At 58.9% G+C, this 23,862-nt stretch carries 24 protein-coding genes; 15 read left to right on the plus strand and 9 right to left on the minus strand.

The genetic code is table 11. The annotated features are described in order from the left end of the window. Positions 1-48: 48 nt before the first annotated feature. From HKD28_RS11780 to HKD28_RS11790, 3 genes are read left to right on the plus strand one after another with little or no spacing between them, the layout of a single operon-like run. Positions 49-1,473, plus strand: a complete 1,425-nt coding sequence (locus tag HKD28_RS11780) for a M20/M25/M40 family metallo-hydrolase (protein ID WP_235993452.1) — start codon at positions 49-51, stop codon at positions 1,471-1,473. Continuing rightward, the gene (pdxA, locus tag HKD28_RS11785) at positions 1,473-2,480 is read left to right on the plus strand and encodes a 4-hydroxythreonine-4-phosphate dehydrogenase PdxA (RefSeq protein WP_194268377.1); all 1,008 of its coding nucleotides are present in this window, start codon (positions 1,473-1,475) and stop codon (positions 2,478-2,480) included. Before HKD28_RS11780 ends, pdxA begins: the two co-directional genes overlap by 1 nt. Further along, positions 2,477-3,175 (plus strand): pyridoxine 5'-phosphate synthase, encoded by a 699-nt coding sequence (locus HKD28_RS11790; RefSeq protein ID WP_194268379.1) that lies wholly within the window; start codon positions 2,477-2,479, stop codon positions 3,173-3,175. Before pdxA ends, HKD28_RS11790 begins: the two co-directional genes overlap by 4 nt. Positions 3,176-3,222: 47 nt before the next feature. Here the strand turns inward: HKD28_RS11790 and HKD28_RS11795 are convergent, their stop codons facing one another. Further along, positions 3,223-3,822: a hypothetical protein gene (locus HKD28_RS11795; RefSeq protein WP_194263084.1), complete on the minus strand. Its 600-nt coding sequence runs from the start codon at positions 3,820-3,822 to the stop codon at positions 3,223-3,225. A 188-nt stretch (positions 3,823-4,010) separates the two neighbouring features. On the opposite strand from HKD28_RS11795, the gene HKD28_RS11800 reads away from it, so the two are divergent. Then, the gene (locus HKD28_RS11800) at positions 4,011-4,235 is read left to right on the plus strand and encodes a DUF3126 family protein (RefSeq protein WP_062107861.1); all 225 of its coding nucleotides are present in this window, start codon (positions 4,011-4,013) and stop codon (positions 4,233-4,235) included. A 4-nt stretch (positions 4,236-4,239) separates the two neighbouring features. On the opposite strand, the gene HKD28_RS11805 is transcribed toward HKD28_RS11800, so the two are convergent. Then, a complete protein-coding gene (locus tag HKD28_RS11805) occupies positions 4,240-4,761 on the minus strand; it encodes a DUF2939 domain-containing protein (protein WP_194268382.1) in 522 nt (173 codons plus the stop codon). Between the two features lie 102 nt (positions 4,762-4,863). On the opposite strand from HKD28_RS11805, the gene HKD28_RS11810 reads away from it, so the two are divergent. From HKD28_RS11810 to pyk, 4 genes are all read left to right on the plus strand, one after another. Next, the gene (locus HKD28_RS11810) at positions 4,864-5,634 is read left to right on the plus strand and encodes a HesA/MoeB/ThiF family protein (RefSeq protein ID WP_194268384.1); all 771 of its coding nucleotides are present in this window, start codon (positions 4,864-4,866) and stop codon (positions 5,632-5,634) included. Next, the gene (locus HKD28_RS11815; RefSeq protein ID WP_194268387.1) at positions 5,631-6,008 is read left to right on the plus strand and encodes a DsrE family protein; all 378 of its coding nucleotides are present in this window, start codon (positions 5,631-5,633) and stop codon (positions 6,006-6,008) included. Before HKD28_RS11810 ends, HKD28_RS11815 begins: the two co-directional genes overlap by 4 nt. Positions 6,009-6,094: 86 nt before the next feature. Further along, entirely contained in the window at positions 6,095-7,021 is a 927-nt protein-coding gene (locus HKD28_RS11820) for an SH3 domain-containing protein (RefSeq protein WP_194268390.1), read from the plus strand. Between the two features lie 25 nt (positions 7,022-7,046). Next, positions 7,047-8,477: a pyruvate kinase gene (gene pyk / locus HKD28_RS11825; RefSeq protein ID WP_194263066.1), complete on the plus strand. Its 1,431-nt coding sequence runs from the start codon at positions 7,047-7,049 to the stop codon at positions 8,475-8,477. A 58-nt stretch (positions 8,478-8,535) separates the two neighbouring features. Here pyk and HKD28_RS11830 read toward each other — a convergent pair whose 3' ends face one another. Both HKD28_RS11830 and HKD28_RS11835 read right to left on the minus strand, forming a co-directional pair. Continuing rightward, positions 8,536-9,417 carry a prephenate dehydrogenase/arogenate dehydrogenase family protein gene (locus tag HKD28_RS11830; protein WP_194268392.1) on the minus strand — a complete coding sequence of 294 codons (882 nt, stop codon included), beginning with the start codon at positions 9,415-9,417 and terminating at the stop codon, positions 8,536-8,538. Next, complete coding sequence (locus HKD28_RS11835) at positions 9,414-10,589, minus strand: HpnL family protein (protein WP_194268395.1); 1,176 nt, start codon at positions 10,587-10,589, stop codon at positions 9,414-9,416. The genes HKD28_RS11830 and HKD28_RS11835 overlap by 4 nt, the downstream gene beginning before the upstream one ends. 134 nt (positions 10,590-10,723) lie before the next feature. Here HKD28_RS11835 and hpnA point away from each other — a divergent pair, with 134 nt between their 5' ends. The 3 genes from hpnA to hpnC are packed head-to-tail and all read left to right on the plus strand — an operon-like array spanning position 10,724 to position 13,721. Then, a complete protein-coding gene (gene hpnA, locus HKD28_RS11840; RefSeq protein WP_194268398.1) occupies positions 10,724-11,719 on the plus strand; it encodes a hopanoid-associated sugar epimerase in 996 nt (331 codons plus the stop codon). Then, positions 11,719-12,861, plus strand: coding sequence for a glycosyltransferase (locus tag HKD28_RS11845; protein ID WP_194268401.1), 1,143 nt, complete (start codon positions 11,719-11,721; stop codon positions 12,859-12,861). The genes hpnA and HKD28_RS11845 overlap by 1 nt, the downstream gene beginning before the upstream one ends. Next, on the plus strand, positions 12,858-13,721 hold the full coding sequence (hpnC, locus tag HKD28_RS11850; protein ID WP_194268403.1) for a squalene synthase HpnC: 864 nt from the start codon (positions 12,858-12,860) through the stop codon (positions 13,719-13,721). Before HKD28_RS11845 ends, hpnC begins: the two co-directional genes overlap by 4 nt. Positions 13,722-13,750: 29 nt before the next feature. On the opposite strand, the gene HKD28_RS11855 is transcribed toward hpnC, so the two are convergent. Together HKD28_RS11855 and HKD28_RS11860 are read right to left on the minus strand one after the other, a co-directional pair. After that, positions 13,751-14,920 (minus strand): pyridoxal phosphate-dependent aminotransferase, encoded by a 1,170-nt coding sequence (locus HKD28_RS11855; RefSeq protein ID WP_194268405.1) that lies wholly within the window; start codon positions 14,918-14,920, stop codon positions 13,751-13,753. An 80-nt stretch (positions 14,921-15,000) separates the two neighbouring features. Further along, positions 15,001-15,459 carry a cupin domain-containing protein gene (locus HKD28_RS11860; protein WP_194268407.1) on the minus strand — a complete coding sequence of 153 codons (459 nt, stop codon included), beginning with the start codon at positions 15,457-15,459 and terminating at the stop codon, positions 15,001-15,003. Positions 15,460-15,595: 136 nt separating this feature from the next. Between HKD28_RS11860 and hpnD the strand changes: the two genes are divergently transcribed. The 4 genes from hpnD (at position 15,596) to HKD28_RS11880 (ending at position 20,470) form a co-directional block, all read left to right on the plus strand. Then, positions 15,596-16,471, plus strand: coding sequence for a presqualene diphosphate synthase HpnD (gene hpnD / locus HKD28_RS11865; protein ID WP_194268410.1), 876 nt, complete (start codon positions 15,596-15,598; stop codon positions 16,469-16,471). Positions 16,472-16,474: 3 nt separating this feature from the next. After that, on the plus strand, positions 16,475-17,770 hold the full coding sequence (hpnE, locus tag HKD28_RS11870) for a hydroxysqualene dehydroxylase HpnE (protein WP_194268413.1): 1,296 nt from the start codon (positions 16,475-16,477) through the stop codon (positions 17,768-17,770). A gap of 73 nt (positions 17,771-17,843) precedes the next feature. Beyond that, positions 17,844-19,838 carry a squalene--hopene cyclase gene (gene shc / locus HKD28_RS11875; protein ID WP_194268415.1) on the plus strand — a complete coding sequence of 665 codons (1,995 nt, stop codon included), beginning with the start codon at positions 17,844-17,846 and terminating at the stop codon, positions 19,836-19,838. Beyond that, entirely contained in the window at positions 19,838-20,470 is a 633-nt protein-coding gene (locus HKD28_RS11880) for a phosphorylase family protein (protein ID WP_194268418.1), read from the plus strand. Before shc ends, HKD28_RS11880 begins: the two co-directional genes overlap by 1 nt. Here HKD28_RS11880 and HKD28_RS11885 read toward each other — a convergent pair. The 3 genes from HKD28_RS11885 to HKD28_RS11895 form a co-directional block, all read right to left on the minus strand. Next, entirely contained in the window at positions 20,438-21,799 is a 1,362-nt protein-coding gene (locus tag HKD28_RS11885; protein ID WP_194268420.1) for a sodium:solute symporter family transporter, read from the minus strand. The genes HKD28_RS11880 and HKD28_RS11885 overlap by 33 nt on opposite strands. Positions 21,800-21,885: 86 nt before the next feature. Continuing rightward, positions 21,886-22,683, minus strand: coding sequence for an RlmE family RNA methyltransferase (locus HKD28_RS11890; RefSeq protein ID WP_194263053.1), 798 nt, complete (start codon positions 22,681-22,683; stop codon positions 21,886-21,888). After that, positions 22,680-23,801 (minus strand): Ppx/GppA phosphatase family protein, encoded by a 1,122-nt coding sequence (locus HKD28_RS11895; RefSeq protein WP_194268423.1) that lies wholly within the window; start codon positions 23,799-23,801, stop codon positions 22,680-22,682. The genes HKD28_RS11890 and HKD28_RS11895 overlap by 4 nt, the downstream gene beginning before the upstream one ends. Positions 23,802-23,862 lie beyond the last annotated feature (61 nt).

Genomic DNA, 23,862 nt, shown 5'->3' on the forward strand with positions numbered 1-23,862 from the left:
CCCGCCTGACTTTGTGGATCTTAACCAGCCTGAATTATGGACAATACAATGACTGCCTATTCCGAGAAACTTGATGCCGTTCTCCAGAATGTCGACACCCATCTGGAGGCGTCGGTATCACGTCTTTTCGAGATCCTGCGGATTCCGAGCATTTCAACCCAGCCCACACATGCCACCGATTGCCGCAAGGCCGCCAACTGGATGCAGAACGAACTCGAAAAGCTGGGCATGACGGCGGATGTTCGCGACGTTCATTGGGCAGCCCCCGGTCATCCGATGGTTGTCGGGCATGATCAAGGCTCAGCCGAAGGCGACAGTCGCCCGCATGTTCTGTTCTATGGACACTATGATGTTCAGCCGACAGATCCGGAATCGCTCTGGACGGCACCTCCCTTCGAGCCACGCCTGATCGAAGAACCATCGGGCCGCAAGGTGATCGTTGCCCGTGGCGCCAGCGACGACAAAGGACAGGTCATGACCTTCCTTGAAGCGTGCCGGGCATGGAAGCAGGTTACGGGATCACTGCCAGTCCGGGTCAGCGTTCTGCTGGAAGGCGAAGAGGAGTGTGGGGGTGCCAACCTATTCCCGTTCCTCAAGGAAAACGCTACAGAACTGAAAGCAGATGTCGCGCTCGTCTGTGATACGTCCATGGCCGACCGGCAAACACCGGGGATCACCACGTCCCTGCGCGGCATGATGGCGGATGAAGTGGTCATCCAGTGCGCCAGCCATGATCTGCATTCCGGTCTGTACGGCAACGCTGCGGCCAACCCGATTGCCGTTCTGTGTCAGGCTCTGGCCACATTGCGGAACGCGGATGGCGGTGTGACGCTTGCAGGGTTCTATGACGGCATTCAGGATCCGGCGCCCGCAACCCGCGCGCAGTGGAGCAAGCTCTTTCCCGACGATAGCTCCCTGCTCGACGAAGCAGGTCTGTCGGTTGCCGCTGGTGAGAAGAACTATAGCGCGATCGAACAAACATGGTGCCGTCCGAGCTGCGAGATCAACGGAATTTCGGGGGGCTATGAAGGCGAGGGCTTCAAGACCGTCCTGCCCGCCAAAGCCATGGCAAAAGTCTCGTTCCGTCTGGTTCCGGGACAGAACCCAGACCGCATCCGCGAGGCCTTTCGCGCGCATATCCGCGCGGCCCTGCCAGCAGACGCCCGCGTAACCTTTACGGCGCATGGCGGCTCTCCGGGTTTTGAAGTTTCCCGTGATAGCCGCTTCCTGACGCCGGCGCTTCAGGCTCTGACGGACGAGTGGGGTGTTCCGGCCGCCATGGTCGGATCGGGTGGCTCCATCCCCGTGGCCGGAGAAGTCCGGGATGCCTTGGGGCTGGATGCGCTCATGATCGGCTTTGCCCAGAACGACGACCGGATCCATTCTCCGAACGAACAATACGGGCTGGACTCCTTCCACAAGGGAATTCGCTCCTGGGTTCGGGTGCTCGCAGCTCTCGCTGAAGCAGGCTGATGGTGCCCCCCTCCAGACCATTGGCACTGACGCTGGGAGATCCTGCGGGTATCGGCCCGCAGCTTACGGCGGAAGCATGGCACAAGCTGCGGCATTCGGAGGAGGGCGCGTTCTTCTGGCTGGGCGATCCGCGTCTGGTCGAGGCCGCAGTGCCCATCACTCTGATCAAAACACCGGAAGAAGCAGGTGCGGTATTCGCCGACAGCCTGCCCATCCTGCCAGTTCTCTGTGAAGCAGCCGTGATTCCGGGTCAGCCCGATCCGCGTAATGCCGCAGCCACGATCAGCAGCATCCGTCTGGCCGTTGAATACGCACTTGCAGACCGGGCTGGCGGCGTCGTGACCAACCCGATCGCCAAACATGTTCTGGCGGCGGCAGGCTTTCCGTATCCGGGGCATACGGAGTTTCTGGCAGCACTCTGTGGAATGGCAGGGGAGGAGATCATGATGCTCGTCTCACCCCAACTCAGGGTCGTGCCGGTAACGGTGCATGTTTCGTTGCGAAAGGCTCTGGAAACGCTGACGACTGATCTCATCGTGAGCGTGGCGGAAACGGCAAATGCAGCCCTGAAACGCGATTTCGGAATTGAAACTCCGCGTCTTGCGATTGCGGGGCTCAACCCTCATGCCGGTGAACAGGGATTGATGGGCGAGGAGGAAATCACGATCATCCGCCCTGCGATCGAGCGCCTGCGCGCACGAGGGATCGACTGTCAGGGGCCGTTCCCCCCGGATACGATGTTCAGCGCCACGGCCCGACCAAATTATGATGCTGCCATCTGCATGTACCACGATCAGGCTCTCATCCCGCTCAAGACGCTCGATATGGCTGAGGGCGTGAATGTGACGCTGGGGCTGCCCATTATCCGCACATCACCCGATCACGGCACCGCCTTCGATATCGCAGGCCCTGTGACGGAGACATGCCGCGCCGACGTCTCAAGTCTTCTGGCCGCCATCCGTCTGGCAGACGGGATGAGCGCTTATCGGGAAGGAAAAAGATCATGATCCGTCTTGGTGTAAACATTGATCACGTCGCCACGTTGCGGAATGCCAGAGGCGGCACGTTTCCCGATCCGGTCGCCGCAGCGGAACTGGCGATTGCCTCAGGAGCGGACGGAATAACGGCGCATCTGCGGGAAGACCGTCGCCATATCCGCGACGCTGACATGCCGCGTCTGAAAGCACTGTCCGCGCCACTGAACTTCGAAATGGCCGCGACGGACGAAATGGTCCGGCTCGCCTGTGAGCTTCGTCCGCATGCCTGTTGTCTGGTCCCGGAAAAACGGCAGGAAGTCACAACCGAAGGCGGCCTTGATGTCGTCGGGCAGCGTGAAGCCCTGAGTTCCAAAATCAACCGCCTGAAAGCCGCAGGAATACGGGTTTCCTTGTTCATCGATCCCGATACGCGACAGATCGAGACGGCTGCAGCTTTGGGGGCACCCGTCGTGGAGCTTCATACGGGCGCCTATGCGCTGGGGAGTGAGCATGAGCTGGAGCGTCTGCAAAAAGCCGCACACACGGCTTTAACCTGTGGGCTGGAGCTCCATGCGGGGCACGGGCTGACCTACGACAACGTCGAAGCTATTGCCGCCCTGAAAGGTCTTGCCGAACTCAATATCGGCCATTTCCTGATCGGACACGCCATTTTCGACGGCCTGGGACCAACTGTTCAGAAAATGAAGCGTCTCATAAACTCCTGAACAAAAAAAAGACCGGGACAAACTCTGTCCCGGCCCTTTTTTCAAACTCACTTGACCGGCTGGATAACCGGCTGGGTGTCGTCCTTGCTGAATTTGGGAACGTATTTGCCGGACTGATCGGAATAGGTGGCCGTAGCGCTCTGGGGCGGTGTACGCGGCGGATGGAAAGCCGATACAGGACCGAACGGACCTGCATTTACGCGGCGCATCGTCGATTCACGCTGACGGGCACAGCCTCGCGTGATGATGGAGCAGATACCATCCGTTCCGATATATTCATCGTCATTGCCGGTATAATGGACTTCCGAAACCCGGTCATGATCCACGCGGACCAGCATCCGGCAGGTCGTGCCACCGCCACCCAGAGCGGACTGGTAAATGCTGATTGCGGACTGGACAGGAATGAAGCCTGAATCAGCCGGCATGGTCGGCAGCGCCATGCTTCCGTCATACTGCCAGAGCTCGGTCGTATCGTTCAGCTTCTTCGTGCTGGCCGGAATACCTGCGCAGGACTGAAGATCGTAGCTGGTCATCCCGATCATTTCGTACTGCGCCTTATGCGCATTCCGGGAATCAAAATATCCACATCCCGAGAGGGCGGCGGTGGAGGTCAGGGCAACGATCATTCTAAGGAAAACCGGGCGCATCATGTCTCCTTTGCGCGGAAGGGGAAGCAGACTGCGGACCCTGAACGATTCATGGCGAACAGGACACAATCACATGTGAAGTGCCCGGTTTCTACAACAGCATCCCTGACGGGGATAGAGGAGGCGGGTTCCTTTGTACGTGTCGATGGGTTACAGGGCAGTTCCCTTGCAGCACAGGAATGCCACCAATGGCCGATATGACCCTATCCGAGGTGACACGCCTCCAGACCACGCTCCAGCGCCTGCTGGGCTCTCCGAAACTGACCGTCAACAAGCCCAGCCGCAAGGGCATGAGCGTTGAACTGGCCGTGTCGGGAGAAGTGATCGGAACGGTTCACCGTGACGAAGACGAAGGTGAAGTTTCCTACGCCATTCACATCACCGTTCTGGAAGAAGACCTTCCCGCAGCCTGAGTTTTCAGGCTGCGTGCGCCGGAGCAGGCATCTCGAATCGCGTGATCTTCCAGCCCCAGTGCTCGAATTTCATATGCAGGACGAACGGTGTCTGTCCCGGCTGATCCAGACTGGCCTCGAACTTTCCAGCGCTTACGAAATGGGCATGCACGCCATGCCATACCCCGAGCCAGCCGGGTGTTGATACACCATGCGGCATGACCTGATGGGCTGTGCTCATCAGCGTCGCAGGCGTCAGATGGGTGTCGATCGCGTTGGACACGACCTGTCCGGCGAAAGAACTGCCAAAGCCCGGTAGATCATCATCGGCCGGAACGGCAGGCGTGAACTGTTCCTTCAGGCAATGGCTCAGCGACGACCAATCCACATGCGGTGCCAGACGCGACGCATTATTGCCATGCAAGGCCCGGTCGATATCCCACAGGGCAAGGTAAGGGGAGACGGCATAGGCGGCCAGAACGGCACCGGCCGTAACGCCCAGACCCTGCCATGCACGAGGCATGGCTCTGCGAAATCCTTTTCTCATGACATTTCCCTGCCTCGGGTCCCGCTAATGCAACCCCACGGTGACTGACGATTATCACGCTAACGTCTTTCAAGAGCGAAAGTCAGCAATTATCATCGTTCCATGGACATGAATTTTTCCGACCAGGAACTGGAACGGTATTCCCGCCACATCCTGCTGCCTCAGGTGGGCGCGACTGGACAGGCGCAGCTTCGACAGGCTTCCGTGCTCGTCGTCGGCGCAGGCGGTCTCGGAGCGCCGCTGCTCCAGCAGCTTGCGGCTTCGGGCATTGGGCATATCGGGATTATGGATCATGACCATCTGGAACTCAGCAACCTTCAGCGGCAGGTTCTTTATGGGATAGACGATCTTGGGCTGCTCAAGGTCGAAGCCGCAGCCCGACGCCTGAAAGCGCTTAACCCACTGGTCAAAATCAGTCCCTACGCGGTTCGCGCAACGGAGACGACGCTGGACGATCTTGTACCGCAATACGATCTCGTCTGTGACGGCACCGATAATTTTCCGGCCCGGCTTGCAGTTTCCGATGCCTGCGTCCGGCACGGTCGCTCTCTGGTTTCTGGCGCTGTACAAGGATTTTCGGGGCAACTCGCCGTCTTTCGGACTCAGAAGGGCGGTCCCTGTTATCGCTGTCTGTTCCCCGAAGCCGAACAGACAGCGGCACCGAACTGCGGAATGTCGGGTGTGCTGGGCGCCGCCACAGGCGTTATGGGAAGTCTGATGGCCGTCGAAGTCATGCGTGAAATCATCGGCCTCGAAGGGCGCGACGAAACGCGGGTGAGTATGTGGGACGCGCTGTCGGGAACGATGACCAGTTTTACGCTCAGACGCGATCCCCGCTGTCCGGCACATCATGAGGACACCGTCAAACCATGAGCCGTCCCCTGTTTCTGACGCTGGCAGATGATTCGTGGCAACGCGCCCATTATGCGATGGTGGTCGCGGCAGGGGCGCTCTCGCTCGGGCGTGACGTCTCAATTTTCGCAGGCGGACGCAGCGTTCTGGCCCTGACGCCGGATTGGTCAGGGCTTCAGGGCACTATTGCTGATAACGTGCTTGAGGCCCGGGGGATCGCAGGGTTCGGCGAATTGCGGGCGGCGGTGCTCGATTTTGGCGCTACCGTCATGGCCTGCGAAACCGGTCTGACGATGGCAGGACTAGTCCCGGAAGACCTTCTGGAAGGTGTGATGGTGAAAGGAATTGTCAGCTTTCTCGAACTGGCGGGAGACAATCCGCTCCTTGCGCTGTAAGTTTTCCTTAAAGATTACGGGTTCAGGATGTCTTTCCCCGTTTTGATGACTTGCCCAAACCGTCGGCCCTTGGCAGGGATGCGCTCATGAGAATGTCAGTCTTCCTTCCGCGTTCCGCCACAGGCCCATCCGCTTTTCTGCGTGCGCTTCTGGCAGGCACGATCCTGCTTGCCGCTCACGGCGCGCAGGCGGCCCACCATCATAAGAAGCATACAGAAAGCGCCGCAAAACCCGCGGAAAAACACGCTTCTGCGAAAAAACACCATAAGGCCGACGCGGCAAAGCCGACATCTCCGGCGCCGCATCACAAAGTAGCCCATCATGCCGCGCTGAAACATGCAGCTCCCGTAGTCGCCGGGGCGGCTGTAGCAGGAGCCGCGGCTTCAACGGCAGCCACTCCGGATCAGGCTGCGCCTCCAGCAGTTCCTCCCGCCCCTGAAAATGAGGACAAGGGCAGCAATACCGGTCTGCCCCTGCCTCGTTACGCCGCGCTCCGCGCTGACAAAGTCTATATGCGTCGCGGGCCCGGAGACCGTTATCCGATCGACTGGGTCTATCATCGTCGCGGGCTTCCGGTGCAGATCGAGCGTGAGTTCGATGTCTGGCGTCTTGTGGAGGACTCCGATGGCCAGAAGGGCTGGGTCCATCAGGCAACGCTGTATGGAAGCCGCACATTCGTAATTCCGGGCCTTCCTCCCGAAGGTGTGAAAGCCCAGACGGGCGAGGCGAGCGCGCAGGAAGGCGACCATATCGGCAAGGCCGACGCCCGCATCCTTGCCCGCGTCGCAACGCAGGATGAGGCGAGGGCACATAAAAATGATGTGCTTCTCATGAGCCATCCGGAAGAAGATAGCACCGTGGTTGCGGTTCTGGAGCAGGGAACGGTGGGCAACATCAAGCTGTGCCCGCAGAACTCCCAATGGTGCCATGTTAGCGTGAAGGGCTACGACGGCTGGCTGCCACGCCGTCTTTTCTGGGGCCTGCTCCCGGGCGAGACGATTCAACCAAACTGATTTTTTCCGATCGAGGACGCCGTATATGACATCGAGTTCCCATCACCGCCGCACGCGGATCGTCGCCACACTGGGGCCGGCTTCATCGTCCCCCGAGATGATCCTTTCTCTGGCGCAGGCCGGTGTGAATGTCTTCCGGCTCAATTTCTCTCACGGTGCGCATGCAGATCATGGCGAGCGTCATGCCGCCATCCGTGCAGCCGAAGAGAAGGTCGGCCATCCGCTGGCGATCCTTGCAGATCTGCAGGGCCCCAAACTGCGCGTTGGCGTGTTTGAAAACGGCCCCGTGATTCTGGAGGAAGGCAAACCGTTCCGTCTGGATCTGGACCGTACGCCGGGCACAATTTCGCGGGTCTGTCTGCCGCATCCGGAAATTATTTCCGCTGCGAAGCCGGGAAGCCACCTTCTGCTGGATGACGGCAAGCTCAAGCTGCGTGTGGTGACAGTCGGGGAAGGCTTTCTAGAGACGGTCGTGGTGGTCGGCGGCAAGCTGTCCGAGCGCAAGGGCGTCAACGTTCCCGACGTGACGCTTCCCATTCCAGCACTGACCGAAAAAGACCGCCGCGACTTCGACTTCGCCCTGTCGCTTGGTGTCGATTTCGTGGCTCTGTCCTTTGTGCAGCGCCCGGAAGACGTCCAGGAAGCGCGCGATATTGCGAACGGCCGTGCAGCGATCGTGACCAAGCTCGAAAAGCCTCAGGCGATGGATAACCTTGAAGCCATCGTACATCTTTCGGATGCGCTCATGGTGGCGCGCGGTGATCTCGGCGTCGAATTGCCCCCCGAGGAAGTCCCGGTTGCCCAGAAGCGCGCAATTACCGAAGCCCGCAGACAGTGCCGTCCGGTGATTGTGGCGACGCAGATGCTCGAGAGCATGATTGAAAGCCCGACCCCGACACGAGCCGAAGTCTCTGACGTCTCCAATGCCGTTTATGACGGTGCGGATGCAGTCATGCTGTCTGCGGAAAGTGCTGCCGGCAAATATCCGCTCGAGGCCGTATCAATGATGGTACGGATCGCCGAGCGGGTCGAGCAGGACCATGAATGGCGGGTCCGCATGGACCGTCTGCGCCCCACGCCGGACGAGAGCGTTCAGTGTGCGATTGTTCAGGCAGCTTGGCAGGTCAGCCGTACGCTGCATGCCGGTGTGATTGCGTCCCATACCCGTGGTGGCGGCGGCGCAATGCGCATGGCACGTGAGCGGCCGCATTGCCCAATCATTGCCCTGACACCGGAACTGGACGTTGCGCGTCGCCTCTGCATCGTGTGGGGGACATTCCCGCATGTCGTGGATCGCGAACAGACGGCTCATGGCATTGAGGATCTGGCTGGCCCTGCCGCAGAACTCGCCCGCAGCATGAACTTCTGCAAGGCCGGAGACCGGGTTCTGGTTCTGGCTGGACTGCCTTACGGCCATTCCGGCAGCACGAATACCCTGCGTGTTGTCACGGCCTGAAGAAACGATCTGCTGCCGGGGCATAGCCCGGCAGCAGATTCATGCATCTTAAAAAATCTCAGGCCTGACGGTTTTCGATCAGGGTTCGGCGGATCGCGCGTCCACGTTCGATCTTGCTGGTTATAGTTGCTTCGTCACCATGACGGATCGCATCCGCCATGGCCTGTGTATCAGCTACGAACCTGTCGAGTGTGCCCAGCAGGGCCTCACGATTGGCTAGGAAAATATCCCGCCACATAACCGGATCTGAGGCTGCAATCCGGGTGAAATCCCGAAATCCCGAAGCCGCGTAGTCCAGTACCGCTGCGCGAATTTCGTCCGACAGATTATCGGCGGTATCGCAGATCGTGAAGGCCAGAAGGTGAGGCAGGTGACTCACCATGGCACAAATCTGGTCGTGCTGTTCGTCAGACAGGATTTTCGTTCGGGCGCCACACAGATTCCAGAGTGCTTGGATTTTGGCGATCGCTTCCGGAGCAGATCCTTCAGGTGGCACGAGAAGCGCCCATCGATCTTCAAACAGAGTTGAAAAACCGGCGTCCGGCCCGGAATGCTCGGTTCCCGCCATGGGATGGCCCGGAACATAGGATATGCCTTCGGGCAGGATCGCCTGAATCGTCGGCCCAAGCTGGCCCCGCACCGACGCCACGTCCGTGAGAATGCTGTCGGGCTTCATGTATGGAAGCACCTGTCGTGCGACTTCTTCCACTGCACCAACAGGAACACAGATCATGACACAGTCCGCCTGCGCCGCGACGGCTAAATCAGACGTCGTAACATCCGCAATCCCCAGTTCCTGAACCCGTTCGAGAACATGCGGCTTCGAGTCCGCTGCGATCAGGGTTCCAGCAATCGTGCCCGCTTCTCTGGCACGCCGTAAAATGGACGAGCCAATCAGTCCCGGACCGATGACACAAAGGGAACTGAAAAGCGGCGTCATAACACGCGTCTTGCTGTCGCGAAGGAGCTGTCTTCGGGCGTTTTTCCGTCTCGGGACACTGCTTCTTTCTTGATATTCCCGGTAAGGGCCGTCACAGCTGGCGCAATGACCTTTTTGCGAAGAGAGGCAGCGGCTGGTTCGTTTTCCAGCTTTGCCGCAGAACGTTCATGACGAAGACGCCGCATCTCAACGAACTGCCAGATCAACAGAACCGGAATACCAATCAGGATATCCCGACCGCGACGCAGAAGCGAAAGGCTAAGGGACACTTCCGCATCCACGCCGAAGATCATCCCAAGCGCGACATAAGAGGCTTCCTGAACCCCAAGCGCGCCCGGAACCAGAAAACCTGCCGACATAATGCCGCAGACTACGCCTTCAATGGCAACGGACGAGAAAAATCCGACATGCGCGCCAAGAAGATGAAGTCCCAGCCACGTCATGGCAGCACTGCCCGTCCAGCATACCAGATGACAGAGCGCCCCCAGAGAAATCCGGTCCGGGCGGCTCCAGAGCTCCTCCAGTCGGGACTGGAAAGCGGCGGTATTTCCGATCAGCGACTCACGCCACTCCGCAGCGATATGCCGTCCAAGGAATGTCGCAACCTTGCTGACCGTCGCGCCACCGCGCTGCTGGGTCCAGATGAAACCGGCAATTCCGAGGCTGAGCAGCGCCATTCCGCCAATGAGTGGCCAGACAAATCTGGCAGCGTCATGATGACCGATAAGGCAAAGCAGGGCGATCAGCACGAAGGCAATCTGCCCCAGAACTTCTGTGGTGATGTCCACAAGATTGGCGGCGACAGCTTCTGGCCAGTGCAGTTCTTCGCCCTGTTCAGTTCTTGGGTCCACACCTGCCATTGTTGCACGAACACCAATAACCATTCCGCCAAGCTGGGAGAAGGGCAGGCAGGCTCCCGCACTGTCCCGAACAAGACGTGCGGCCATCAGGCGTTTGACGCTGAGAATAGGAACGGCTGCATACCAGGCAATCCCGAGGCCCACATCCACCACAAGCTGACAGGCCGCAAGGAGCAGGAAGCCGCCAAGCCCGACTTTGGAGAGCGCTTCCATGACAGGATGGATACCGGCTCTGGCCGCAATGAAGGTGAACAGGGCCACCCCGAGAAGGGAAAGGAGAACAGGGAGAGTTTTTTTCAACGTCTTCGTCACATGCCGTTTGCACACGATCTATCGCAGGTATCGTTAATATTCCACCCTCACAGACGCTTTCCCCGAAAAGCCGGGAGGATTATGCTGTCATAAATTGCAACCATCTGCTGATGACCCAAGGAGACACTGCCACCATGAACGATGTCACACTCGTGACGGGGGCTACCGGGTTTGTCGGCTCTGCCGTCGCCCGCGTCCTTGAAGAACGCGGACACCGCCTGAGACTTTTCGTCCGCCCGACATCCGACCGTTCAAATATAGCGGAGCTTGACGCGGAAATCGTTGTCGGAGATCTCGCCGATCCGGACACGCTCGCTCCGGCACTAAAAAACGTTAAAACCCTTTTCCACGTCGCTGCCGATTACCGACTCTGGGTTCCGGATCCGGAAATCATGATGAAGGCCAATGTGGAGGGCACGCGCAACCTGATGCTGGCCGCTCTGGAGGCCGGGGTAGAAAAAATCATCTACTGCTCGTCGGTTGCGGCGCTTGGCCTGTGCAAAAATGGCGAATCAGCTGACGAAAACACTCCGGTGACGGAAAATCAGGTCATCGGGATCTACAAGCTCTCGAAATATCGTGCGGAACAGGAAGTCCTGCGGCTGATCCGCGAGAAGAACCTGCCTGCGATTATCGTTAATCCGTCGACCCCCGTTGGCCCCCGGGACATCAAGCCGACACCGACGGGCCAGATGGTTCTCGACTGTGCCAGCGGAAACATGCCGGCCTATGTCGAGACGGGTCTAAACATCGTGCATGTCGATGATGTCGCGGAAGGACATGCTCTGGCTCTGGAACGGGGCAAGATCGGCGAGAAATACATCCTTGGCGGCGAGAACATCATGCTGGGAGATCTTTTCCGCATGGTCAGTCAGATTGCCGGGGTGAAGCCGCCGGGAATCAAACTCAAGCAGTCCTGGCTCTATCCCGTGGCCCTTGTCTCCGAATGGCTGGCACGCGGGTTCGGCATTGAACCGCGGGTGACGCGCGAAACACTGGCCATGTCCAAGAAACTGATGTTCTTCTCATCCGACAAGGCCAAGAGAGAACTCGGATACACCCCGCGCCCGGCCCGCGATGCCGTGACAGATGCGATCGTCTGGTTCCGTCAGCATGGGCGGATGAAATAATGCTGTTCGGAAGCGCACTGACCAGCTTGGGAGCCTGGATCTATCTTTCGCTGTTTCATGGGAATTTCTGGCAGAAAGGCCCCATTCTGGACCAGAAGCCCGCTCCAGCTTCGGCGCCTGATGTTGCGGTTGTCATCCCAGCGCGTGATGAAGCCGAGTCCATCGGAGCCTGTCTGACGTCTCTTCTGGAACAGGATTATGATGGCAAATTGTCCATTATCCTGATCGATGACGAGAGCACGGATGGAACGGCCGATATTGCCCGTACCCTGCCTGATCCGCATGAGCGCCTGACGGTCATCACAGGCGCTAAACGTCCGGCAGGATGGAGCGGCAAACTCTGGGCCGTCCATCAGGGAGAACAGGAAGCGCTGACGCGGATTGGTCCTTATGGATACCTCCTCCTGACCGATGCCGATATCATGCACGCACCGGAGCATCTGGCCTCTTTGGTCGCCAAGGCACGGGAAGACGATCTGGATCTTGTCTCGGAAATGGTGGCGTTGAACTGCGAGAGTCATGCGGAGCGCTTTCTGGTTCCAGCATTCGTCTATTTCTTTGCCATGCTCTACCCGTTTTCGCGGATCGCTAGCGAACACTCCCGCATTGCCGGGGCTGCGGGGGGAACAATTCTCCTGCGTCGTCGAGCCTTGGACCGGATCGGCGGGATCAAAGCACTGCGCGGCGCACTGATCGACGACTGCACTTTGGCGGCTCATGTCAAACGGTCCGGTGGGCGGCTCTATCTGGGACACAGTGCTCTGGCATGGTCGATCAGGCCGTATCGCGGCATGAAAGATGTCTGGCACATGATTGCCCGCACGGCCTATGTGCAACTCCGCTACTCGCCACTCCTCCTGTTGGCGACAATTCTGGGAATGGCCATGATCTGGCTGCTTCCAATCGGACTGACGCTCTTCGGCAAGGGACGGGAACGGCGGATCGGACTTCTGACCTATCTCCTGTCGTGCCTGACCTTTGTCCCCACACTCCGCCGTTTCGGCCTGCCGCTGTGGCGCGCCATTCCTCTTCCACTTGTTGCGGCTTTTTACATGGCCGCAACCATCGGCTCTGCCATAGACCACCATCGTGGTGTTGGTGTGCGGTGGAAAAATCGTTCCTACACGGATGAAACATCGTGACAGACACCATCTGGGGGACGAAAGACGTCACCTCCGCCAAAGGCAAATCCGACGAAAATTTTCCCGTTGGATCATTTCTGATCGCACCGCGGCTGCGGCCTTACGTTCACACCTATTATAATTTCGCGCGTGTCGCGGATGATATGGTGGACACGACTGAGCTGACGCCTCCCGAAAAGATTGCACGCCTCAAGGGCATGGCAGCCGTTATCCGGGGTGAGATCACAGCTCCTCAGCGCGCGGACGCACAAACAGCGGTCAAACTTCGCGACGTCCTGCTCCAGACAGGCGTCCCGCTTGAAACGGCAACGGATCTTCTCGAAGCGTTCTGCATGGATGCCGAAAAGAACCGCTACGAAAGCTGGGACGAACTGCTGCATTACTGCAAATATTCTGCCAACCCCGTGGGGCGGTTTCTGCTCCTGCTACACGGCGAGGCCGAAGAAACACTCGCTCCATCCGATGCGCTCTGTTCCGCACTTCAGGTCATCAATCATCTTCAGGATGTCGCGGGCGATCTGAAGGATCTGGACCGCTGCTATGTCCCGCTACCTTGGCTGGAAGAAGAAGACGTCTGTCTGGATGACCTGCGTCTGGTCCGAAGCAAGCCGGGCGTGCGTCGCGTGTTCGATCGGATGCTGGATGGTGTGGATGTTCTTAACAGGAACGCAAGAACCCTGCCGCTGCTCGTCCGGGATCGTCGGATGCGACTGGAAGCTGCCGTCATTGTGGAACTATGCCACATCCTCACCACTCGCCTACGCCGTCAGGACCCGCTTCTGGAACGCGTGGCCCTGACAAAAGCAGATGCGGCAAAAGCTCTGCTCCGGGCCATGCGCTATTTCCCTGCCGTCGGCTGAACTGCAACGGCAGGGGTATCTGGACCAGATCAGGTATAAATCTGGTCCAGTGCGGTACAGAAGGTCTTCATTTCATCCATGGAGCCGACCGTAATCCGCGAGGCATTTGGCCAGATAGGCCATGAGCGACCAATCAGAACATTCTGCTTCAGGAAGGCATCCTGAATGGGCTTTGCCGGCTTCTTCCAGTCGATGATGAACATGTTTGCATCAGACGGAATGAAATGAATGCCCCGCTTGCGAAGATGCTGGAACGTCATGTTGCGGGCCGCAATCATCTCCTCCTTACGGGCCGCGATCGCGGACTTCATGGTGAGGCTCATCGTACCACAGGCCATGGCCGGAACCGGAAGCATTGAAGTGGCGCTTTTCCCATCATAGCGCATCATGCTCTCGTGCAGGTCAGGTCTGGCGAATGAAAGGCCAAGACGCATCCCAGCCATGGCAAACATCTTCGAGAACGTCCTGAGAACAACGACGTCCTTGTTCTTCGCCACCAATTCCACAGCACTCGGCGCATTCGAGAAATGGATGTAAGCCTCATCCACCAGCACGACCGAACCCTTGGGCTTGTTCTCGACCAGCCATGCGATATCGCGCAGCGGCGTCAGCGTTCCCGTCGGATTGTTGGGGGAGCAGATATAATAAACACCTGCATTGGGATCAGCGGCCAGCATGGCCCGGACATCTGTCTTATAGCCGTTTTTCGCTGTCAGCGGCACACGGGCCAGAGGAATTTTCAGCCAGTCTGCAGCGACCCATCCGGCCTCATAGCTGGGGTCAGCCGTCACAAGGCCGCGGGTGGGTGAGCAGAACGTCACGATGGCACGGGCGAGGGGATCGGACGAGCCACACCACGTCATGACATGGGTCTGGGGAAGTCCTTCGACATTGGAAACCGTCTTGATAAGGTCATCACGCATGTGACCGGTCGGATCGTAGCGATTACTCTGAAAAACCGAGGATGCGCCAGCCTGTGCAGCTTCCGGGAAGGGACCAGTCCAGCATTCATTGCTACCAAGACGGGTAACACCCTCGAAATTGATCCCCGACGGAAGAATATCCGCGCGGGCTGAGTTTGTCAGGGCCTTTACGGTCGCACCTGCGGCCAGAAGTGTAGCAATGCGCCCGAAGCTGCGCCGGGAATATCCCCGGGCAAGAAGGTCGCTACGGGCGGCGGAAGAGAGGGGACTGGTCATTGTGGGCCATACTCCAGACTAGGGCCAGAACATGTTAGTTCCGAAACGTTTTCCCTGTCAAAGCACACCCAAAGATATTTTCAGTATTCTTTCTGCTGGCCGGGCAGGGGGATGGACGTCGGCTTTCCGGGCGAACCGGCATAAGTCAACAAAAGAACCGTCTGGCCGTCGCCCGTGACGCCACGATGAACATCATTGACCGATTCCGCAAAGGCTTCGCCTTGATGAAACGTCCGCTTTTTGCCGCTCTGCCGATCCTCGATCGTGAGCGTTCCTTCCAGGACATAACCCGCATTCGGATACGGATGAACATGCCAGGGAAGGGCGGAATGCGCAGGAATGGTCAGCTTAATCATACTGAGCATCGGTCGCGTGGTCGGGTAGTGGTCGTAGGGCGTGCCATTCCAGGAATGATCGTCGGCAAGAAGATGTTCCGCATGCCCGCTGGCCGTCGTGGGAGGCGCTGTCTGGGCAGAGGCGAGGGGAGCGACCAGCACTGCGGCAAGAACGGTGGCGTTTTTCAAAGAGAGAACACGCATGACGAAAGACTCCTTTTCAGGTGTTGCCTTTTGGCATCATATTAACACAGGGCAGCCCTTTCGGTTCAGGTCATCTTTGTCTCGCCGGGATTTGGGTCTAGAACCCTGATCTTCTGAAACGAGACAGGGGACAGACATGGTTTTCAGCAGGATGCGCGCTTCTTCAGGTCTTCCCTGCGCGCAGGCCGATCTGGATCATGTCGAAAGGATCGTCACCGCCTCGGGAACGTCCTTTGCCCGTGGAATGCGTATCCTCCCGGCGGACCGCCGTCAGGCGATGTTCGCGGTCTATGCTTTCTGTCGTCAGGTGGACGATATCGCCGATGGCGATGCAGGCGTTGCAGACCCTATGGCCGCCCTTCAGGACTGGCATCGTCGCATCGACGGCCTCTATGAAGGGATCGCGACGGATGCGCTCGACCGTGTTCTGATCGTGGCAATCCATCGTTACCAGCTTCAGCCTCAGGACTTCCACGACGTCATTGACGGCATGGCCATGGATTGCGGAGCGCCAATCGTCGCACCGGATGAGGCGACGCTGGATCTGTACTGCGATCGTGTGGCGTCGGCTGTCGGGCGCCTGTCGGTCTGCGTGTTCGGAGATTCTTCCGACAATGCCCGGCGCGTTGCCTATCATCTGGGGCGCGCGCTTCAGCTGACGAATATTCTGCGCGATATCGCCGAAGATTCGGGCCGCGACCGGCTGTATCTTCCATCCGAACTCCTGACCCGGTTCGATGTCCCGAAAAATCCTCACGAAGCGCTTTACGCTCACGGTCTGGATCAGGTGGGGCGCATCCTCGCCCAGCGTGCACGAGACCATTTCCGGGAAGCGCGGAGGGCCATGCAACTGTGTGACAGCACCGCAATGCGCCCGGCACGCATGATGGCCGCGTCCTACGCGCCCATCCTGTCGGCCCTGCAAAAGCGCGGCTGGAAAACACCTGACATTGCCCCGAAAGTCTCGAAACCTTTGAGGCAGCTTCGTACCCTTGCAGCGTATGTGAAGTAACCCATGAGCCACGTCCACATCATCGGCGGTGGTCTGGCAGGCCTCTCCGCCGCAATCGAGCTTGCGGCACAGGCCCGCGTCACCGTTTACGAAGCAGGCCCGGCCTGCGGCGGCCGGGCGCGTTCCTTTCACGACCGCTCCCTCGACGCCCGGATCGATAACGGCAACCATCTGATCCTGTCATCGAACGACCTGACGTTCCGCTATCTGGACATCATCGGCGCGCGTCACACGCTGACCGGACCGGGATTACCGATCTTCCCCTATTACGATCTGGAAGACAGCCTCGCCTGGACGCTGCGCCTGTCGAAGGGAAAGCTCCCTTTCTGGGCGCTTCCGGGCGGACGGCGCGTTCCGGGCATGAAACTGTCCGAACTGGCCTCTCTCGGACGTTTCCTGCGCGCAGGAGACAGAACGACCGTAGAGAGCTGCCTCAGTTCCGGCCAACTGAGTCGCAGACTGCTGATCCCGTTCGCCATCTCGGTTCTCAATACAGACATCCATACAGGGAGCGCCAAACTCCTTGGCAACGTGATCCGCAAGTCTCTTGCCAAGGGAGGCATGGCCTGCTGTCCGTGGTTTCCGGCCGTCGGTCTGTCCGAAACCCTGATCGACCCAGCAATAGCCTATCTCAAACGCTTTCATGGCGACGTGCGCACAGGCGTCCGCGTGAGCGCCATCGAACAGCAGAACGGTCGCGCCACGGCACTGGAAACCGGGGAAGGGCGGATTGAACTCGGCCCTGAAGATCAGGTCATTCTGGCCGTTCCGGGACCGGTGGCGCAGTCCCTGCTGCCGGGACTGACAGCGCCTGACGCCTTTGAAAGCATTGCCAACGCGCATTTCCGTCTTCCTGAGAAAGTTCAGGCCCGGGGCGTTGTGGCTCAGGCCGGTTTCGTAGGACTGGTCGGGGGCATTTCGGAATGGATTTTCCTGAAAGGGGATATCCTTTCCGTAACCGTCAGCGCAGCCAACCGCTACGCGGATCGCAGCAACAGCGAACTTCTGGCCACGATCTGGTCAGAAATTCGACGCGCGCTCGATCCCGTTCTGTCGCAGCCACTGCCAGTCGCCATCCCACCGTCACGTCTGGTTTGGGAAAAACGGGCGACGTTTGCGGCAACGCCGGAACAGAACCTCCTGCGTCCGGGAGCCAGAACCGACCTCGTCAATCTGGCACTGGCCGGAGACTGGACGGAGACCGGACTGCCCTCCACGATCGAAGGCTCCATCCAGTCCGGACTTCAGGCCGTCGCTGCTCTGGGCTTCCGGTCCGCCGTAGAGAACACAGGATCGTGATGAGCAGTCGTCCTGTCATGATTGTAACACAGCTCCCGCCTTTGAGGACTGCCTGCGTCGGAAGAGCCGAACAATGCTGATCTATTCTGATATTCTGGAAAAGGAGGGTCGCGTGAGCGAAACCTTGTCCCGTCAATCGGTCGAACCCGATGAGATCAACCATGCCATCGAAGGCGCACAGGACGCGCTGGGCGGGAAACAGAAATCAGACGGTCACTGGGTTTACGAACTCGAAGCCGACGCGACCATCCCAGCAGAATATGTCCTGCTCGAACACTATCTCGACCGGATCGACCCGCAGAAACAGGCCAAGATCGGCGTCTATCTGCGTCGGATTCAGGGCGATCATGGGGGGTGGCCGCTTTATCATGATGGCGGCTTTGATCTGTCGGCGAGCGTAAAGGCTTACTTCGCCCTCAAGGCGATCGGGGATGACATCAATGCGCCCCACATGCGTATTGCCCGGGAGGCCATTCTCGATCACGGCGGGGCCGCACGCACCAACGTGTTCACGCGGATCCAGCTTGCCCTGTTCGGGGAAGTTCCCTGGAATGCAACGCCCGTGATGCCGGTTGAGCTGATGCTCCTGCCGCGCAAGGCGTTCTTCTCGGTCTGGAACATGTCTTACTGGTCGCGGGCTGTCATCGCACCCTTGCTGGTCCTAAATGCACTCCGCCCCAAAGCCATCAATCCGCATGGCATCCATGTGCAGGAACTGTTCGTCAAGCCGCCTTCCGAAGTCACGGACTGGATCCGCGGCCCATACCGCTCGGTCTGGGGGCGCTTTTTCAAGCATCTTGATTCCGCCCTGCGCCCCGTCCTGCCGCTCATTCCACAGAGCGTGCACAAAAAAGCCCTGAAAGCCGCCAGCGATTTCATCGAGCCGCGTCTGAGCCGGGGAGGGCTGGGTGCCATTTATCCCGCGATGGCGAATGTCGTGATGATGTATCGCGCGCAGGGCGTCCCCGATAGCGACCCACGCGCCCAGACTGCATGGGAGGCCGTTCAGGACCTGCTGGTTGATCATGGCGATGAAATCTATTGCCAGCCCTGCGTCTCGCCGGTTTGGGATACTGGCCTGTCCGGTCTTGCGATGATCGAAGCCGCTTCCGGCCCCGCTGGCACCAAGCATGAAGAAACGCTCGCTTCCCTGAAAAAGAGCGCCGAATGGCTTCGGGAGCGCCAGATCCTGAACGTCAAGGGCGACTGGGCCATTAACACACCGGACCTGCGCCCCGGTGGCTGGGCGTTCCAGTACGAGAACGACTACTACCCGGACGTCGATGATACCGCCGTCGTCGGCATGCTGCTGCATCGTGTTGATCCCGAAGGCAGCCGTGAGGCGATCGCGCGTGCTCGGGAATGGATCATCGGCATGCAGAGCACCAATGGTGGCTGGGGTGCCTTCGATATCGACAACGATCTCGAACTGCTCAACCACATCCCGTTCTCTGATCATGGCGCGCTTCTGGACCCGCCGACGGCCGACGTTTCGGCCCGCTGCATTTCCTTTCTGGCCCAGCTTGGCGATCCAGACGACCGTCCTGTCATTCTCAAGGCACTGGAGTATCTGCGCTCCGAGCAGGAGCCGGAAGGCTGCTGGTTTGGTCGTTGGGGCACCAACTACATCTATGGCACCTGGTCTGTCCTGTGCGCGCTGAACATCGCTGGTGTGCCGCATGACGATCCGATGGTTCTGCGCGCTGTAAACTGGCTCGAAAGCGTCCAGCGTCCTGACGGCGGCTGGGGTGAAGACTGTGCGACCTATGAAGGCGGCACGGCGGGCGAATACAACAAGAGTCTGCCCTCCCAGACGGCCTGGGCTGTTCTGGCCCTCATGGCCGTCGGGCGCCGCGAGAGCGACGCCGTCAAGCGCGGCGTTGCGTATCTGGTCACTCAACAGAACGACAAGGGGGAGTGGCAGGAAGACGCCTATAATGCCGTTGGTTTCCCGAAAGTCTTTTACCTGCGCTACCACGGCTATAAGCAGTTCTTCCCGCTGACCGCACTGGCCCGCTATCGCAACCTTGGCGCAAGCAACAGTGGCAAGGTGGAGTACGGGTTCTGATGCTGGGCATTCTCGCAGGGCTGAAACAGGAAGCCCGTCTGATCCGGCGCTTTCTGCCGGATGCCCCCCTTGCCCTGAGTCATGCGACGCCTGAGGGCGCACGACAGGGCGTGGAGCGCCTGTTTCGCGCGGGCGTTACAGAACTCCTGTCTTTCGGCTGTGCGGGAAGTCTTTCGCCAGAAGCGCCTCCCGGTACGGTCATCGTGGCCGATCATGTGCATCATGAGAACCGGAATATTCCCTGCGATCCCGCTCTGAGTCAAAGGTTTGGCTCTGCCTTCGCACGCCGGGGCGGCATTCTGCATAGCGATGCGTTAGTTGAATTCGCCTCTGAAAAGGCACGCTATTTTACCGAAACGCACTGTCTTGCAGTGGATATGGAAAGTGGCGTCGTGGCGCAGAGTGGCGTCCCGTTTGCTGTCCTCAGGGTTGTTTGCGACGATGCCACACAGGACCTGCCTCATGCTGTGAAGACCAGCGTGAAGGACGGTGCGGTATATATCCCCGGACTGATCGGCTCGCTTGTCCGGCACCCGTTGCAGATCGGCGGTTTGATCCGCCTCGGCAAAGAAGCTGCCCTCGCGCAGCGCGCGATGGCGTCATTTCTTCAGGCCAATCCACCGCAGACCTGAGAAGACCTTCGCTCCAGCGAAAGTGGCCGTCACTCCCGCAGGAACAAGCCAGGGAAAAGCAATGGCATGTCCTTCGACCCTGACGAATGACATGAGACCCAGCGCGCCAACAGCCGAAACAAAGCCGAAAATTGCCGCCTTCTCATCCCGCGAACGGCCGATCATCGCCAGCAGGAATACCCCAAGCGTCGCACCATAACTGTAGGATGCGATGGAAAGTCCAAAAACGACAGCCGATCCATTGGGCCGTGAAAACAGCAGCGCGGTCAGTACAAGAAGGCCGGCCCAGATAACCGTCAGACCCCGCAGGGAAAATTTCGCGCGCGACAAAAAGTCGGCCTTGGTCGCCGCCGCCATGGCATTCATCGCGCTCGACAAAGATCCCATGGTCGCAGCCAGAATACCCGCAACCAGCAGACCGCTCAGAACAGGAGGCAGCGTCAGGATGAACTGCGGAAACAGAGCATCCGGCTTCGCACCCTGACCCGGCATGAGATCCCGCAGCGCAACCCCGATGCATGACAGCAGAGCGAACAGCAGCCCCACGATAAAGACACTGCCGATCATCGCCGCCCGCGCGCCGTTGAGTGTTTTTGCTGCAAGACAGCGTTGCAGCATCAACTGATCCGTTCCATGCGATGCCAGAGCCAGAATAGCGCCCCCGATCACAGCGCCAGCTATGGAAAACGGATCCGTAAAAGGCGGCATCCCATGGCTGAAAACAGGCGCCCAGTGAAAATGGGCCACGCCTGCACGAGACCAGATCACAGCCAGACAGGCGATGCTTCCGCCCAGATAAAGTCCCAGTTGCAGGCTGTCAGACCAGACAACCGCCTTCAACCCACCTGCCACGGTATAAGCCAGCGTCAACAAAACGATCAAAACCAGCAGAAGCAGATCCGGGACGGCGTAGCCCATGCTGACAAACAGCATCGATACGGGAATCATCCCGGCGTAAAGTCGAACACCTTCGGCGACGAGACGGGTTGCAAGGAATGTTCCGGAAAGAATTTTCTGAAGTTTCGTGCCAAATCTCTGACCGATATAGCGATAGATCGACGTTGCACCGCGTTCGTGCAACGGCAGGAACCAGAGCGCAACCGCGATACGCCCAACGAGATAACCCGCGGCCAGACCAACGAAAACATACCCTTTAAGGTAAGCAACCCCCGGAACACTGACGATAGTCAGGGTGGATGTTTCGGTCGCGACAAGGGATAGACAGATTGCCCAGGGAGGAAGATCCTTACGCGGCTGACGGGCCAGCGTAATCGAAATGACAGGTAGCAGGCAGAGATACAGGAGAATAACGAGCAAACTTACAGTCATTGAAAATTATTACTTTTCCGGAATGGTGTTCCTGTAAGAAAAGGGAGGCAAATACCTCCCCTTTTCTTCTTCTCATATTCAGCCCGTCAGGAAGGATTAGTCAGGCGTTCAGGCCGAAACCCTGTTGCCACGACGTAAAGCTCACTTGATTCCTTGCGTGATGCAGGCGGTTTAACGTGCCTGACGCTGGCAAATGCGGTTTTCATCGTCGCCAGCATGTCTTTTTCCGAACCGCCCTGAAAAACCTTGGCGATAAAGCTGCCACCCTCGGCCAGAACCTGAAACGCAAAATCCAGCGCGCCCTCAGCAAGACCCATGATCCGCATATGATCGGTTGCGGCGTGCCCTGTCGTGTTGGGCGCCATGTCGGACATGACCAGATCAGCAGGACCGCCCAGCATCTCTTTCAACCGATCAGGCATCTCGGGATCGGTAAAGTCTCCCTCAATAATCTCTGCTCCGGCAACAGGATCAACCGGAAGCAGATCAAGCCCGACAACATGCTTTGCCCCCCGCTTGACCGCAACCTGCGTCCAGCCGCCCGGAGCAGCACCCAGATCGATGATGCGGGTCCCTTCTTCAATCAGCTTAAAGCGATCGTCGATCTCAATCAGTTTAAAAGCCGCACGAGACCGCCAACCCTGCTTGCGGGCCGCCGCGACATACGGATCGTTGAGCTGACGGTTGAGCCAGCGTTGCTGGGCCGTCGTGCGTCCACGCGCTGTTTTGAGCGAAACGGTCTTGTTGCGGGCCGTTTTTGACGTTGCGGAATCACGTGTTGCGTCGTTTTCACCGGGATTGGAAGCACTTTTCAGAGCCTTTCCCGGAATACGCTTCGGTCCCGTATCCTTACTGGAACCGGAACGGGATCTTGGCGACTTCATAGTGTGGCATATGTCCCGAATGGGCCCCTTGAACGGGGCGTGGCATGACGACTGGTCGTGTGGCGCCCCTTGCCGGAACGCTGACCATGATCGCGGGCCATACGCAGCAACATCCCATCGCGCAACCCCCGGTCTGCAATCGTGACGTCTTCGACCGGCCATAAACGATGGATGGCTTCGAAGATTGCGCAGCCCGGCAAGACGAACTTCATACGCTCAGATCCCACGCAGGGATGATCCGCCAGTTCTTGATTATTGAGACGCCGCAGACTTCCAATGGCATCCACCATGCTCGACCCCGGAAGCGTCAGTCCATCAATCGCCGCACGATTATAGCGGGGCAGGGAGAGGGCCACTCCGGCCAGCGTCGTTACGGTTCCAGACGTCCCGATCAGACGTGTCTTTCCGTGTGTAACCTCACGCCGGATGCGATGTACGTTCTCAAAGCCATTCAGATACTCCTGAACATGGCTGACCATCGTCTCATAAGAAGGGCCATGACCTTCACCAAACATTTCCTGCAGCGTGATCACGCCCACAGGAACGCTCGTCGTGCCAATGAGTGTCTGCGTCTCCCGTTCGGGGTCAATCCGCACCCATGCGACTTCGGTAGACCCACCACCGATATCGAAAAGAACGCCCCGATCGGCGCGAACAGGTCGATGTTCCGGCTGACGGAAAAGGGGAGAACAACTCTCAAGAGCCAGCTCCGCTTCTTCACGGGCCGTGATGATATCGATCGTCAGACCCGTCTCATGCTGCACACGCGCCAGAAACTCGCGGCCATTGGCAGCCTGACGACAGGCCTCCGTCGCAACCGCACGAACATGGACCAGAGGCCACTGTCTCATGCGCTCCGCACAGACCCGCAGGGCATCGAGCGCGCGCTTCATGGAATCTTCGGCAAGCCGCCCGCTGGCACGCAGGCCTTCCCCAAGCCGGACAGAGCGGTTGAAACTGTCCACGACGCGAAAACCGGTCGGCGTTCCCGCAGCAATCATGAGGCGACAGTTGTTGGTGCCAAGATCAATGGCGCCAAAGAACGGACCCGTACGCCTTGCAGACGCATGAACAGGCATCGGGCCTGACAGGTTGTGATCCGTTCCGTACCTCATCATGTGTTTCGGCTCCCGCTTGCCCGTGATCTGGGACCTTGGAAATGCAGCATGGGGCGCGGGG

Source organism: Gluconobacter cadivus (assembly GCF_015244745.1).
GTDB classification, from domain to species: Bacteria; Pseudomonadota; Alphaproteobacteria; order Acetobacterales; family Acetobacteraceae; genus Gluconobacter; species Gluconobacter cadivus.

What these genes read in the sequence shown, in the direction of transcription:
- pdxA (WP_194268377.1), top strand. Translation starts at nt 1,473, where the DNA reads ATGGTGCCCCCCTCCAGACCATTGGCACTGACGCTGGGAGATCCTGCG.
- shc (WP_194268415.1), top strand. Translation starts at nt 17,844, where the DNA reads ATGCTGATCTATTCTGATATTCTGGAAAAGGAGGGTCGCGTGAGCGAA.
- HKD28_RS11795 (WP_194263084.1), bottom strand. Translation starts at nt 3,822, where the DNA reads ATGCGCCCGGTTTTCCTTAGAATGATCGTTGCCCTGACCTCCACCGCC.
- HKD28_RS11820 (WP_194268390.1), top strand. Translation starts at nt 6,095, where the DNA reads ATGAGAATGTCAGTCTTCCTTCCGCGTTCCGCCACAGGCCCATCCGCT.
- HKD28_RS11890 (WP_194263053.1), bottom strand. Translation starts at nt 22,683, where the DNA reads ATGAAGTCGCCAAGATCCCGTTCCGGTTCCAGTAAGGATACGGGACCG.
- HKD28_RS11830 (WP_194268392.1), bottom strand. Translation starts at nt 9,417, where the DNA reads ATGACGCCGCTTTTCAGTTCCCTTTGTGTCATCGGTCCGGGACTGATT.
- HKD28_RS11790 (WP_194268379.1), top strand. Translation starts at nt 2,477, where the DNA reads ATGATCCGTCTTGGTGTAAACATTGATCACGTCGCCACGTTGCGGAAT.
- HKD28_RS11800 (WP_062107861.1), top strand. Translation starts at nt 4,011, where the DNA reads ATGGCCGATATGACCCTATCCGAGGTGACACGCCTCCAGACCACGCTC.
- HKD28_RS11815 (WP_194268387.1), top strand. Translation starts at nt 5,631, where the DNA reads ATGAGCCGTCCCCTGTTTCTGACGCTGGCAGATGATTCGTGGCAACGC.
- HKD28_RS11810 (WP_194268384.1), top strand. Translation starts at nt 4,864, where the DNA reads ATGGACATGAATTTTTCCGACCAGGAACTGGAACGGTATTCCCGCCAC.
- HKD28_RS11805 (WP_194268382.1), bottom strand. Translation starts at nt 4,761, where the DNA reads ATGAGAAAAGGATTTCGCAGAGCCATGCCTCGTGCATGGCAGGGTCTG.
- hpnD (WP_194268410.1), top strand. Translation starts at nt 15,596, where the DNA reads ATGGTTTTCAGCAGGATGCGCGCTTCTTCAGGTCTTCCCTGCGCGCAG.
- HKD28_RS11895 (WP_194268423.1), bottom strand. Translation starts at nt 23,801, where the DNA reads ATGATGAGGTACGGAACGGATCACAACCTGTCAGGCCCGATGCCTGTT.
- HKD28_RS11885 (WP_194268420.1), bottom strand. Translation starts at nt 21,799, where the DNA reads ATGACTGTAAGTTTGCTCGTTATTCTCCTGTATCTCTGCCTGCTACCT.
- pyk (WP_194263066.1), top strand. Translation starts at nt 7,047, where the DNA reads ATGACATCGAGTTCCCATCACCGCCGCACGCGGATCGTCGCCACACTG.
- HKD28_RS11780 (WP_235993452.1), top strand. Translation starts at nt 49, where the DNA reads ATGACTGCCTATTCCGAGAAACTTGATGCCGTTCTCCAGAATGTCGAC.
- HKD28_RS11860 (WP_194268407.1), bottom strand. Translation starts at nt 15,459, where the DNA reads ATGCGTGTTCTCTCTTTGAAAAACGCCACCGTTCTTGCCGCAGTGCTG.
- HKD28_RS11845 (WP_194268401.1), top strand. Translation starts at nt 11,719, where the DNA reads ATGCTGTTCGGAAGCGCACTGACCAGCTTGGGAGCCTGGATCTATCTT.
- HKD28_RS11880 (WP_194268418.1), top strand. Translation starts at nt 19,838, where the DNA reads ATGCTGGGCATTCTCGCAGGGCTGAAACAGGAAGCCCGTCTGATCCGG.
- hpnA (WP_194268398.1), top strand. Translation starts at nt 10,724, where the DNA reads ATGAACGATGTCACACTCGTGACGGGGGCTACCGGGTTTGTCGGCTCT.
- hpnE (WP_194268413.1), top strand. Translation starts at nt 16,475, where the DNA reads ATGAGCCACGTCCACATCATCGGCGGTGGTCTGGCAGGCCTCTCCGCC.
- HKD28_RS11855 (WP_194268405.1), bottom strand. Translation starts at nt 14,920, where the DNA reads ATGACCAGTCCCCTCTCTTCCGCCGCCCGTAGCGACCTTCTTGCCCGG.